Source organism: Streptomyces sp. NPDC057271, assembly GCF_042668715.1.
Taxonomy (GTDB): Bacteria; Actinomycetota; Actinomycetes; order Streptomycetales; family Streptomycetaceae; genus Streptomyces.
This window is the reverse complement of the sequence record NZ_JBHUYJ010000152.1, coordinates 1-12,157: the sequence shown is the minus strand read 5'-3', so window position 1 is coordinate 12,157 and position 12,157 is coordinate 1. Positions and strand designations below refer to the sequence as shown.

Genomic DNA, 12,157 nt, shown 5'->3' with positions numbered 1-12,157 from the left:
GGCCGAGGTGCGCGCCGAGGGCGATCTTCCGGCTCCGGCGTCCCACGACGACCAGTTGCGCGGTCTGCGACGCCTCGACCAGCTGGTACGCGGCCGAGCCCGTCACCGCCTCGGCCGCCACGTCCACGCCCGCGTACCGCTTGCGCCACGGTTCCAGCAGGTCGTCGAGCTCTCCGAAGAGGTGGTCGCCCAACTCCTCTCCGATCCCCGGGTCCATGACGGCCGCGTATCCGTACGAGGCGGGAAGCGTCCAGCTGTGCACGAACCGCAGCGGCACGCCCCTGCGGGCGGCCTCGTTGAACGAGAACCCGAGCAGGGCCTCACACGGGCGGGAGATGTCGACGCCCACCACGATCCCGCCGTCGCGAGCCGCGTGGTCCGCCCCCTCGCGCACCAGGACGACCGGCTGACGCGCCGCGCCGACGACGGCGAGGGAGACCGAGCCGACGATGAATCCGCGGATGCCACCGAGCCCGCGCGAACCGAGGACCGTGAGATCCGCCTGGTTCGCGGCGGCTGTCAGTTCCTCGGCCGCCCGGCCGCGCGCACGCTGCGTGAGCACCTCCAGGCCGGGGTGGTTCCTCCGCGTCAGGTCCGCCTCCTCCCGCAACAGACTCTCGGCCCGCTCGGCCAAGGTGTGCGCGTACGACAGGGGCAGTTCCGGGGCGTTGGGCCACTCCTCCACGTGCACCAGCCGGAGGGGCACCTCGCGCGACACCGCCTCGGCTGCCGCCCAGCCCGCGGCGGCGAGGCTTTCCTTCGAGCCGTCCAGACCGGCGGTGACCTGGGCCGTCATGACGCGCCTCCTCGGTCGTGTCTGCCCCGTTCCGTCCGTGGTCCGGATCGGGGAGGACCTCCGAGCTTCAGGCTGGCGGTCCCGTGCGTCCTGGCAGCAGGGCCGGGCAGGTCTCGATCGGGGCCGAACGGCCCATCCCGGGGAGGCCCGGCACGGTGTCAGCGTGGGAGGTGTCGCCCCTCGGGACGTGCTCCCGAGCCCCGGCGTCCCAGAGGAGGAACCATGACCAGCGAGATCCCCACCCGACCGGAGCTCGGCAACGTCGTCGTGGGAGTCGACGGGTCTCCCTCCGGGCGCACGGCCGTGCTCTGGGCCGCCGCCGAGGCGGACCGGCGTGGACGGTCCCTCCGTCTCGTCCACGCCGCCGACACCGACCGCCGGGCCCTCTTCGCCAACGCCGAGACGATCCAGGCGGTACGCGAAGCGGGCCGCGACCTGTTGATCGAGACCGCGAGCACGGTCCAGGAGCGCTTCCCGGACCTTGACGTCACGAGGGAACTGAGCCGCCAGGAGCCGGTCGCCGCTCTCCGGGGCGCTGCCGGCCACCGGGGCACGATCGTGGTGGGCAACCGGGGACTCGGCGGCTTCTCGGCCCTCATGCTCGGCTCCATCGGCCTCGGTGTGGCGGCCCGCGCCGAGACGCCCGTGATCGTCGTCCGTGGCGACGGCGACCGCCCCGAGTCGGGCTCGGTGACGGCAGCCGTGCACGGGGCCTCCGACATCGGCTGGCTACTCGTCGCGGCCGCCCAGGCGGACGCGCGCAAGGCGGTGCTGCGACTGGTGAGCGTCTGGAACGTGCTCGCCCACGTCGGCAGCGTCGCGACCATGCTGGACGACCTCGACGAGATCGCGCGGCAGCGCGTGCACGAGATCAAGGCGCTCGCCGACCTCGTGCGCGACTTCTATCCCGGACTCATCGTCAGCCATCACGTCGAGACGGGCACGAGCACGCCCGGCATCCTGGTGGAGGCGAGTGCCCACACCGATCTGCTCGTGATGGGCAGGGAACATCATGTCCTCGGCGCGGTCCCGTCCCTGGGGCGCGTCGCCCATGTCCTGCTGCACCATGCCCACTGTCCGGTGGAACTCGTCCCGCCCGCCTTCGCGACCCGGGTCGAGGAGACATGAGCGAGATCCTGCTCGGAGTCGACCCCCGGGAGCAGTCGGTACCCGCTCTCGTCTGGGCGTCCGACGAGGCCGTACGACGAGGAATGGCGCTCCGCCTGGTCGTCGCCGTACCGCCCGCTCACGAGGGGCTCCGGCACGACGGGACGGCCCACCAGAGCGCGCTGCGCATCCGCGCCGAGTCGGCGATCGCCAACGCGGAGGACCTCGCACGGGAACTCCACGGCGGTCTGCGGATCGCGACGGAACGCGTGAACGGCGTACCGGCGAGCGTGCTCCGCGACAGGGCGGCCCACGCCGCACTCGTCGTCGTCGGCTCGCGCCGTCTCGGCAGGGCGGCCGAGGTGCTCAGCGAGAGTTCCGTGGTCGTCCCGCTCACCGCGCGTGCGGCCTGCCCCGTCGTCGTGGTCCGTGTCCCCGAGCACACGGCCGTGCACCATCCGACCCTCGTCGTGGGGGTGGACGGCAGCGAGTCCTCGCAGGCGGCGGTCGCCTTCGCCGTCGAGGAGGCGAGCCTGCGCGAGGCGCGAGTGCGCGCCGTCTGGGTCTGGCCCCCTTCCCTCTTCGCCCACGACGACGGGGGCGAGGCTCTGGCCGAGCGCCGTCGGCTGTTGGCCGAGTCGGTCGCGGGATGGGCGGAGAGGTATCCGGACGTCGTCGTCTCCCAGGAGGTCCTTCGGGGACACCCGGTCGAGCAACTCGCCCTGGCGTCCCAGGAGTCCCTCGCCCTGATAGTCGGCCGAAGGGGGCGTGGCGGGTACTCCGGCATGCGGCTGGGTTCGACGGTCCACGGCCTGCTGCACCGCGCCATGTGCCCCGTGATCACCGTTCCCCCGCTCACCGTGCGAGCGGCGGACCGGCGACCCGGCATGGGCCGACCGGTCCCGGCCCCGTACGGCTGACCGGCCCCCGGCCGCCGCCCCGCTCGGCCGGTTCCGCAGAGAGGTGAGCGCCATGCGACGCATCCGGACCAGCCCCCGACCCCGTCGGCCCCGCAGGCCGAGCCCCCTCGATCTGCGGACCCCGTCCGGCCGACCGCTGCCGTACTGAGGACGCCCGAGAGCCACGGAGGATGCCATGGGACCGACGCGACGCACCGTACCGTTCACGGAGCTGGGCCGGTCGGACGTCGGCCGGGTGGGAGGCAAGAACGCCTCGTTGGGAGAGATGACCAACCGGCTCGGTGCCGCGGGTGTACGCGTCCCGCCGGGCTTCGCCACCACGGCCGAGGCGTACGAGGAGCTTCTCGCCGGCGGCGGACTGCGCGACTCGGTCGAGGAGCAGATCGGCCGCCTGCACCGAGGCGCCCCGCTCGACGAGGTCGGGGCAGCCATCCGTTCGTCCTTCCTCGCGCAGCCGCTGCCCCCGTCTCTGCGGGAGGCCGTCCTGACCGCGTACGGGCGGCTCGCCGAGGAGAGCGGCCGTGAGACGCCCGAGGTGGCCGTGCGCAGTAGCGCGACGGCCGAAGACCTGCCCGAGGCGAGCTTCGCCGGGCAGCAGGAGACCTTCCTCAACGTCCGCGGCCCTGACGCGCTTCTGGAGGCGTGCGGGCGCTGCTACGCCTCCCTGTTCACCGACCGGGCGATCGACTACCGCGAGCGAATGGGCTTCGACCACCTTGCCGTCGCCCTCTCCGTCGGCGTTCAGCTCATGGTCCGCGCCGACCTCGCCGGGGCCGGGGTCGCCTTCACCCTCGACCCGGAGAGCGGCTTTCCCGAGGTGATCGTCGTGAGCGCCGCCTGGGGCCTGGGCGAGACCGTCGTCAGCGGCCGGGTCGACCCCGACGAGTACACCGTGTTCAAGCCCGGCATGAAGGACCCCGCCCTGGACCCGCTGATCGACGTGCGGATCGGCACCAAGCGGCTCAAGACCGTGTACGCGGACACCGGTCTGACACACACGGTCGACACCCCCGACGCCGAGCGGAACCGACGGGTACTGGCCGACGCGGAGATCCGCGAGGTCGCCGGGTGGGCGGCCGCCGTCGAGGAGCACTACGGCTGCCCGATGGACCTCGAATGGGCGAAGGACGGCCTCACCGGCGACCTCTGGATCGTCCAGGCCCGTCCTGAGACCGTGCAGTCCCGCCGGCGGTCCACGACCCTGCGCAGCTGCAGCCTGACCGGCGTCCCCGGCGATCCCCTCGTGGAGGGCACCGCGGTCGGCGAGGCGATCGGCCAGGGCCCCGTCGTCGCCCTCGACGCCCCCGTCGACCTCGACCGCTTCCCGCAGGGCGGGGTCCTCGTCACCCGCGTCACCGACCCCGACTGGGAACCGGTCATGAAACGGGCGTCGGCGATCGTCACCGACCACGGCGGACGCACCTCGCACGCAGCCATCGTCAGCCGCGAACTCGGCGTCCCCGCCGTCGTCGGAACGGCAGACGGGACCCGGATCCTGAAAGACGGCGACCTGGTGACCGTCTCGTGTGCCGAGGGCGACCGCGGGCGGGTCTACGAGGGCCTGCTCGCGTACGAGGAGACCCTGACCGACCTCGCGGATCTGCCTGCCACGCGCACCCGGGTCATGCTCAACCTGGCGGACCCCTCGGCCGCGTTCCGCTGGTGGCGGCTCCCCGCCGACGGTGTGGGCCTCGCGCGTCTCGAGTTCATCGTCGCGCACCAGGTGAAGGTCCACCCGATGGCCCTGCTGCACCCCGAGCGGCTCGATCCGTCCGACCGTCGTGCGATCGACCGGCTCACCGAGGGGTACCCCGACCGCGGACAGTACTTCGTCGAGCGCCTGGCCCAGGGCATCGCTCGGATCGCCGCCTCTCGCTGGCCCGCCCCCGTCGTCGTACGCACCAGCGACTTCAAGACCAACGAGTACGCCAAACTGCTCGGCGGCAGGCCCTTCGAACCCGACGAGGCCAACCCCATGATCGGCTGGCGCGGTGCGAGCCGCTACTACAGCGACGGATACCGCGAGGGGTTCGCCCTCGAATGCCGTGCGCTGCGCCGGGTCCGTGAGGGGATGGGACTGACGAACGTGGTCGTCATGATCCCCTTCTGCCGGACTCTCGGAGAGGCGGACCGGGTGCTCGCGGTGATGGCGGAGGAGGGACTCGTACGCGGTGAGAACGGCTTGCGCGTCTACGTGATGGCGGAGATCCCGGCCAACATCATCCTCGCTCAGGACTTCGCGGAACGCTTCGACGGATTCTCGATCGGCAGCAACGACCTCACCCAGCTCACCCTGGGCGTCGACCGCGACTCCGAGGCCCTCGCCGGCGTGTTCGACGAGCGTGACCCCGCTGTCGTCCGCAGCATCCGGACTCTCGCCGCCCGCGCCCATGAGGCCGGTCGCCCTGCCGGACTGTGCGGGCAGCGGCCCAGTGACGATCCGGCGTTCACCGCGATCCTGGTCGACGCCGGCCTCGACTCCATCTCCGTCGCGCCGGACAGCTTCGCAGCGGTCAAACGGCACGTGGCCCGCGCGGAGGCGACGCCGGAATCCGGTGCCGGACGAAGGGAGCGATGACCATGCCGAGGAAGACACGGCGCCGAGTCGCCCGGGACGCCGAGCCGTCGGCCCGGCTCCGTCGACAGGCGGCCACGGACACGCCTCGCGGTCGCCCCGGGAGCCACCACCCGCCCCCGAACGGGGCGAACGGCCGTCCCGGGCGCCCCGTACACACGATCAGGGTGTCGACGCTCTTCCTCTGAACCGATGGCGAACCGGCCGGATCACGAGCAGGGGGGCCGAAAGGAGGACGCGGCCATGACGACCGCAAGGGAAATGATGCACACCGGTGCGAGCTGTGTGCAGGAGGACGAGAGTCTGATGGACGCGGCACGACGCATGAGCGAACTGAACGTCGGCGCGCTGCCCATCTGCGGGCCGGACAACCGGCTGCACGGCATCATCACCGACCGGGACATCGTGGTGAAGTGCCTCGCCAAGGGCAAGGACCCTCACCACATGACGGCCGGACTCCTCGCCCAGGGCAAGCCGGTCACGGTCGAGGCGGACGCCGACAGCGAGCAGGTGCTCCGCACCATGCAGGACCACCGCATCCGCCGGGTACCCGTGATCGACGACCACCGCCTGGTAGGGATGATCAGTGAGGCGGACCTGGCGCGGCACCTGCCCGAGGAACGGGTGGGCCACTTCGTCGAGGAGATCTGTCGCTGACCGCACCGGCACCGTGGCGCGGTCCGGGCCGGTCGGTCCTTCCCGGTGGGGCCCGTTCGGCCCTGTCGCACAGTCCTCTCGGACGCTGCGCCACGTGGCCTCGCGGGCGGACGATCGGGTTAACGGAGTCGGACCGGGCCCCGTACCCGATCCGCCGCCCGTCCGCACCGACTCGGGTCCACGGCGCCGTCCTGGGCCCCGTACACGAGGAGCAGAACGATGAGCGGACACCACGTGGAACGCAGGCACAGCCTCTTCCCCGACTTCGACACCTGGTTCGGCCGGGAGTTCCCCGGACTGCCCGGATGGCGCCCCGGCACCGCCGCTCACTCCATCCCGGTGGAGGTGTCCAGCGGTGACGGCGAGTACGTGCTGCGCGCCGAGCTGCCGGGGATGGACCCCGACGACATCACGATCACCGTCGACGACAACCTCCTCACGGTGAGGGCGGAGCACAGCGAGAGCAAGGAGGACAAGGAGCACTCGGAGTTCCGCTACGGCTCGTTCCGCAGGACCGTGCGCCTTCCCGGCACGATCCCGGCCGACGACGTCGAGGCATCGTACGCGGACGGCATCCTCACCGTCCGCGTCCCGATGCCCGACGAGGAGGAGTCGACGACCGTACGGAAGATTCCGGTGAAGCGGATCGCCAAGCCGGCCGAGGGCGCGGAAGCATGAACGCCTCGCGTGTCCTGGTCGCCCGCGGCAGCAGGAAGCTCGGCGCTCGCGAGCACATGACCGTCGGTGGCGCCGCGACCGCCGAGACGAGAGGTGCACTCCCCACGGGAGGTGCGGCATGCTCCACCGCGAGACGTCGGAGAGCGGGATCACCCCGCCCGGGAGACCCGCGAGGCGCGCCGCCCTGGTCTTCGTCCTGCTCATCGCTCTGATCTGCGGCGCGGTGACGGCCGGGAGGCTGTGGAACGCGGGAGCGGAGGCCGACGGTGAACTCGCCGCGCACCGCCACCAGGTGCAGGCGACCACCACCGGACCGGCCAAGGACCCGCCCGTCGCGACCCGCTACGGAGCGACGCCGAGGTCCGTCGCGCCCGCGGTCTGGGAACAGCCTGACAACGTCCGGCGGACCGGCACGATCCAGGTCCCTCCCCGGACGCCCCAGGGCCGCACCGTGACGATCTGGGTGGACGACACCGGCGCCCCCGCCCGTCCCCCGGGCGCCGCCGACCGCGCGCTGACCTCACTTCTCGGCGGAAGCATCGCCGCGGCCGCCGTCGGAGCGATCGGGGCCGGAGCTCTCGTCCTCGTACGACGGCGGACCGAGGCCCGCCGTCTCGCGGCCTGGGAACAGGAGTGGGAACAGGTCGAACCCGTGTGGTCCGGACGGCTCCGCCGGGGGAGCGCTCCGGGGGCGGACGATGACTGACCGCGCGGCCACGGGGCGGGCCGCCACACCCGCCGAGGTGCTGCCCTTCGACCCCAGCGAGCCCCTGCCCAGGCTGCGCCGGGAACTCGCCACCGGGCCCGACGGGCTGTCCGCCCGCGAGGCCGCCCGCCGGCTCGCCGTCCACGGGCCCAACGAGGTACGGCGTAAGGCCCGCTCCTCCTTCGCTCGGGAGCTGGTCGGGCAGCTGGTCCACCCCCTCGCCCTCCTGCTCTGGGCGGCGGCCGCGTTGGCCTTCGTCGCGGATCTCGGGGTGCTCGGCTGGGCGATCCTGGCGGTCGTCGCCGTCAACGCGGCCTTCGCGCTGCTTCAGGAACGCCAGGCCGAGCGCGCGGTGGAGACCCTCGCGCGCTATCTGCCCGAGCACACCCTCGCCGTACGCGACGGTCGGCCCCTCACGGTGGAGGTCCGCGACCTGGTGCCCGGGGACGTGATCCTCCTGGAAGAGGGCGCCAAGGTACCGGCCGACGCACGCCTCACCGAAGGGGGCGTGGAAGTCGATCTGTCGATGCTCACCGGGGAGTCCGTCCCCGCGGAACGCATGGCTGCCGCCGGGCTCCTCGGCGCTCCGTTGCTGGAGGAGCCGAACCTCGTCTTCAGCGGGACCGTCTGTGTCGAGGGACAGGCCCGTGCCATCGTGTTCGCCACCGGAAGCCACACGGAACTCGGCCGCATCGCCGCCCTCAGCCAGCGGACCCGGCGCGAGGCGAGCCCGTTGGAACGACAGGTCAAGAAGGTCGCCTGGCTCATCGCCGGGGTCGCGACCGGCATGGGAGCCGTGTTCCTGGTCGTCGGGGTGGCCGTCGGGCTGCCGGTGACCGACTCCCTCACGTTCGCCATCGGGCTGCTCGTCGCCAACGTCCCCGAGGGACTGCTTCCGACCATCACGCTGGCCCTCGCCGTCGGCGTCCGCGCGCTGGCGCGCGAGGGTGCCCTGGTGAAGCGGCTCAGCGCCGTGGAGACGCTCGGTTCCACGAGCGTCATCTGCACGGACAAGACCGGCACGCTGACACGCAACCGGATGCGTCTGAGAGCCCTCTGGACCGTGGGGCAGGGAGCGAATCCCGGACCCCGGTCGCAGGAGCTCGTGCGGGCCGGCGCCCTGTGCACCACCGTCACACGCGACGAGGACGGTGAGCTGTACGGGGATCCGACCGAGACCGCCCTCATCGCCGGAGCCGCCGACCACGGGGCCCCGGTGGATCTCGCCCGGCGCGACGAGGGACGGCGCGGACTGTTCCGCTTCGATCCGCGGCTGCGGCTGATGTCCGTCGTCCAGGAGGACGAGGCGACGGGTCGTCTGCGGATCGTCGCCAAGGGAGCGCCCGAGGCGGTCCTCGCCCGGGTCCGTCCTGGCTCCGCCACGGACGCCGCCCGTTCGGCGGCGGAGGAACTGGCCCAGGGCGGCATGCGGGTCCTGGCCGTCGCCGTACGCGACCTGCCGCCGGGCACGGAGCCGCCCCGACGCCGTCAGGACGCCGAGTCGGGACTGACGCTTCTCGGCCTCGTCGGCCTGTACGACCCGCCGCGCCCCGAGGTGGCGGAGGCCGTCCGCCGCTGTCACGAGGCCGGGGTGCGCGTGCACGTCGTGACGGGGGACAGCGGAGCCACCGCCGCGGCGGTCGCCCGGGACGTGGGCATCGGGGTGCCCCGTCTGCACGTGGTCGCGGCTTCCGAGTCCCTGGGCGACGACGAGCTCGACCGGCTTCTCGTGGAAGGCGACGCCGAGATCGTCTTCGCCCGCTCCTCGCCCGAGACGAAGCTCAAGGTGGCCGACACCCTGCGGGCCCACGGCCGGATCGTGGCCATGACCGGCGACGGGGTCAACGACGCCCCCGCGCTGCACCGCGCGCACATCGGGGTGGCCATGGGACGCTCCGGCACCGACGTGGCCCGCGAGGCCGCCACCATGGTGCTCACCGACGACGACTTCGCCACCATCGTGACCGCGGTCGAGTCCGGGCGCCGCGTCTACGACAACGTACGCAAGTTCATCGTCTACATCTTCGCCCACGCGACCCCGGAGATCGTGCCCTTCCTCGTCTTCGCGCTCTCCGCCGGCGCGGTACCGCTTCCCCTCACCGTGCTGCAGATCCTGGCCATCGACCTCGGCACCGAGACCCTGCCCGCTCTCGCCCTCGGCCGGGAACGCTCCGAGCCCGGTATCATGCGGCGGCCGCCCCGGCCACGGCACCAGGGCGTGATCTCCCGCGACATGCTCGTCCGGAGCTGGGGCTACCTGGGCCTGGTGTCGGCGGTCCTCGTCATGGCGGGCTACTTCTACGTGCTGTGGCGAGCGGGCTGGCAGCCGGGCGATCCCACGGACACGGGCAGCCCCTTGCACCACGCCTACGTGACGGCCACCACGGCCACCTTCGCCGGCATCGTCACCTGCCAGGTCGGCACAGCCATGGCGGCGCGCACCGATCACGCCGCGCTGCGCGACATCGGCGTGTTCTCGAATCCGCTGCTGCTCGCCGGAATCGCCTTCGAGCTCGCGTTCACAGCAGTCCTCGTCTACGTGCCCCCGCTCCAGCACCTCTTCGGCACGGCCGCCCTTCCTCCGGACGTCGTCCTGCTCATCATGACCTTCCCGGTCCTGGTGTGGGGCACGGACGAGCTACGGCGCGCCAGGCGGCGACGTCATCTGTCGTCGGTGGCGTGACCGGCCCCGGCCGTCCCGGGTGAGGCGATGCCAAGCCCGCGCCCCCCGCCTCTCAGGATCACCCGCCTCCGCCGCCCGGCGCGGGTCGGGCCGGTCCCGGGGAGCGTCCGTGGTCGTCGGCGTAGGCCCTGAAGACGTGCTCAGGGGCCCCTCCCGTGCGCAGGAAGCGCTCGTCGAGCACGGTGGCCAGGTCCTCCAGTGCCGTGCGCAGCACCGACGCGGAGAGCCGGACGTCCGGATGACGGGCCTCCGACGCCTGGTCCGCCAGGCCGACGGCGTGGCCGAGCTGCCCGGCCAGGGACGTGTTCTCGTCCCCGTCGTAGAAGTAGTACGACTCGGCGTACTGCAGGAAGTCGACGGTGACGGTGGAGAGGGCCGAGGCGAGACCGTCCAGGAGCGCGGCGCCCCCGTCGGAGTCGAGAGCGCCGGCGGTGGCCCGGCTGCGGCGCACGTGGGACAGCCGCAGCGCGAGTGCCCTACGGCGGGCCAGCGCCGGGTAGATGCCGAGGATCCAGGCGACGGTCGCCGACAGCAGGACGAAGCCCACCAGGGCCTCCATCGGGGCGAGGACACGCAGCCAGCCCGAGGCCGGCGCGATGTCCCCCAGACCGAGCGTGGCCAGGGTGACCAGGGAGACGTAGAGGGCGTCGAGCGGGCCCGCGTGCTGGGCGGGGGTGAGCCCCGTGGCGTACGAGAAGTCCTCGGGCATGAGGGGCCAGTAGATGAGCCCCCATCCCACGGCCACGGTGAGCGCCCAGACGGCGAGGACCGTCACCATGCCCATCGGGCCGGCGAGACCCGCAGGTCGCCACCGTGCGCCGGGATGGGTCGACAGCCACCACATGGACCTCATCACCAGCCTGCTCAGACCACCGTGGCGGGTCGGGTGCCACAGGGTGTGGAAGAGGTCCCGGAGGATGAACAGCACCAGGAAAGCGCCTGCGAGCATCGGAAGCCACGTCATTACGGCACTCTTCCCCCGGTGGCGCCTCCCTCCCTCCGTCCGGCCGCCTATCTCAGCCCGGTGGCGGACGGCAGGGGCCGCGGTCGTCCGGGTCAGGTCCACCGCCCACAGTCCGTCCGCGCCGCCTGTACGCCGCGTCGGCCGCCTGTACGCCGCGTCGGGAGACGGGGCGTACAGGCCTTTTTCCTTTTCTCTTTTCTCTTTCTCTTGGCACGGGGGGGGGGAGACCCCACCCCCCCCCCCCCCGGCCCGACACCGCGGCGGTCATCTCGTCCGCGGCCACGTCCCGTCCCGCGCGGTGAGCTCGCAGCGTACGTCCACCACGCCTTCGACCGCGCGGGCAAGGCGGGCCGCGAGCGGTATGAGCGCGCTGTCGTGGACCTCGCCGGAGAGGGTGACGACACCGGCGTCGACACGGACGTCGACCTGGTGGTGGGAGAGCGGGAACAGCTTCCTGACGACGTCTCGGCGCACCTCGGCGCCGAGCTCCTCGTCGGAGCGGAGGAAGACCTTGAGCAGGTCGGACCGGCTCACGATCCCCTGGACCGTGCCGCTCGCGTCGACGACGGGAAGCCGCTTGACGCGGCGGGCGGCCATGAGACGCGCGGCCTGAGGCAGGGACGCCTCCGGGGTGACGGTGACGGCGGGCGACGTCATCAGGTCCTCGGCCCGGCGGGACCCGGCCTTGGCAGTGGCGTCGAGACGCCGCAGCTGTTCCACGAGGCCGAGGCGGTGGTCGTGGAGCTCCTCCTTGAGGAGCAGATCCGCCTCGGAGACCACCCCGACGACACGCCCCTCGCCCTCGACGACCGGGACGGCGGTCACCCTCCACCGCTCCATGGCGGCGACGATCTCCTTGAACTGCGCGTCGGGGCGGACGGCGACGACCTTCTTGGTCATGACGTCGGCGACGGTGAACGGCTGGGATGTCATCGCCCCTACCTCATATGAGGAGCCGTCGCGCCACGGCGGCGGCCACGGCGGCGGCCACGGCCTCGCCCACATCGACGTCCTGTGCGCACAGCTCCCGGACGGCCTGCGCGTCGAATTCGAGGGCGTGGACCTCGGTGG

At 72.5% G+C, this 12,157-nt stretch carries 10 protein-coding genes; 7 read left to right on the top strand and 3 right to left on the bottom strand.

Annotated features, from left to right (window positions below; translation table 11 throughout):
- Positions 1–796, bottom strand: a 796-nt coding sequence (locus tag ACFUJR_RS36715) for a universal stress protein (protein ID WP_383451177.1), incomplete at its 3' end; no start/stop codon positions are given.
- A 222-nt stretch (positions 797–1,018) separates the two neighbouring features.
- On the opposite strand from ACFUJR_RS36715, the gene ACFUJR_RS36710 reads away from it, so the two are divergent.
- The 7 genes from ACFUJR_RS36710 (at position 1,019) to ACFUJR_RS36680 (ending at position 10,122) form a co-directional block, all read left to right on the top strand.
- Positions 1,019–1,924 carry a universal stress protein gene (locus ACFUJR_RS36710; RefSeq protein ID WP_383178306.1) on the top strand — a complete coding sequence of 302 codons (906 nt, stop codon included), beginning with the start codon at positions 1,019–1,021 and terminating at the stop codon, positions 1,922–1,924.
- A complete protein-coding gene (locus tag ACFUJR_RS36705) occupies positions 1,921–2,823 on the top strand; it encodes a universal stress protein (RefSeq protein ID WP_383178309.1) in 903 nt (300 codons plus the stop codon). Before ACFUJR_RS36710 ends, ACFUJR_RS36705 begins: the two co-directional genes overlap by 4 nt.
- A 175-nt stretch (positions 2,824–2,998) precedes the next feature.
- On the top strand, positions 2,999–5,401 hold the full coding sequence (gene ppsA, locus ACFUJR_RS36700) for a phosphoenolpyruvate synthase (protein WP_383178312.1): 2,403 nt from the start codon (positions 2,999–3,001) through the stop codon (positions 5,399–5,401).
- Between the two features lie 240 nt (positions 5,402–5,641).
- Positions 5,642–6,055 (top strand): CBS domain-containing protein, encoded by a 414-nt coding sequence (locus ACFUJR_RS36695; protein WP_383178315.1) that lies wholly within the window; start codon positions 5,642–5,644, stop codon positions 6,053–6,055.
- Between the two features lie 219 nt (positions 6,056–6,274).
- Complete coding sequence (locus ACFUJR_RS36690; RefSeq protein ID WP_383178318.1) at positions 6,275–6,733, top strand: Hsp20/alpha crystallin family protein; 459 nt, start codon at positions 6,275–6,277, stop codon at positions 6,731–6,733.
- 118 nt (positions 6,734–6,851) lie between these two features.
- Positions 6,852–7,439 (top strand): hypothetical protein, encoded by a 588-nt coding sequence (locus ACFUJR_RS36685; RefSeq protein WP_383178321.1) that lies wholly within the window; start codon positions 6,852–6,854, stop codon positions 7,437–7,439.
- Complete coding sequence (locus tag ACFUJR_RS36680) at positions 7,432–10,122, top strand: cation-translocating P-type ATPase (protein WP_383178324.1); 2,691 nt, start codon at positions 7,432–7,434, stop codon at positions 10,120–10,122. The genes ACFUJR_RS36685 and ACFUJR_RS36680 overlap by 8 nt, the downstream gene beginning before the upstream one ends.
- A gap of 58 nt (positions 10,123–10,180) precedes the next feature.
- Here the strand turns inward: ACFUJR_RS36680 and ACFUJR_RS36675 are convergent, their stop codons facing one another.
- Both ACFUJR_RS36675 and ACFUJR_RS36670 read right to left on the bottom strand, forming a co-directional pair.
- Positions 10,181–11,086, bottom strand: coding sequence for a potassium channel family protein (locus tag ACFUJR_RS36675; protein WP_383178327.1), 906 nt, complete (start codon positions 11,084–11,086; stop codon positions 10,181–10,183).
- A 264-nt stretch (positions 11,087–11,350) separates the two neighbouring features.
- Positions 11,351–12,019 carry a CBS domain-containing protein gene (locus tag ACFUJR_RS36670; RefSeq protein ID WP_383165142.1) on the bottom strand — a complete coding sequence of 223 codons (669 nt, stop codon included), beginning with the start codon at positions 12,017–12,019 and terminating at the stop codon, positions 11,351–11,353.
- Between the last annotated feature and the right edge of the window lie 138 nt (positions 12,020–12,157).

Coding starts and splice junctions, on each gene's coding strand:
- ACFUJR_RS36710 (WP_383178306.1), top strand. CDS start 1,019: ATGACCAGCGAGATCCCCACCCGACCGGAGCTCGGCAACGTCGTCGTG.
- ACFUJR_RS36705 (WP_383178309.1), top strand. CDS start 1,921: ATGAGCGAGATCCTGCTCGGAGTCGACCCCCGGGAGCAGTCGGTACCC.
- ppsA (WP_383178312.1), top strand. CDS start 2,999: ATGGGACCGACGCGACGCACCGTACCGTTCACGGAGCTGGGCCGGTCG.
- ACFUJR_RS36695 (WP_383178315.1), top strand. CDS start 5,642: ATGACGACCGCAAGGGAAATGATGCACACCGGTGCGAGCTGTGTGCAG.
- ACFUJR_RS36690 (WP_383178318.1), top strand. CDS start 6,275: ATGAGCGGACACCACGTGGAACGCAGGCACAGCCTCTTCCCCGACTTC.
- ACFUJR_RS36685 (WP_383178321.1), top strand. CDS start 6,852: ATGCTCCACCGCGAGACGTCGGAGAGCGGGATCACCCCGCCCGGGAGA.
- ACFUJR_RS36680 (WP_383178324.1), top strand. CDS start 7,432: ATGACTGACCGCGCGGCCACGGGGCGGGCCGCCACACCCGCCGAGGTG.
- ACFUJR_RS36675 (WP_383178327.1), bottom strand. CDS start 11,086: ATGACGTGGCTTCCGATGCTCGCAGGCGCTTTCCTGGTGCTGTTCATC.
- ACFUJR_RS36670 (WP_383165142.1), bottom strand. CDS start 12,019: ATGACATCCCAGCCGTTCACCGTCGCCGACGTCATGACCAAGAAGGTC.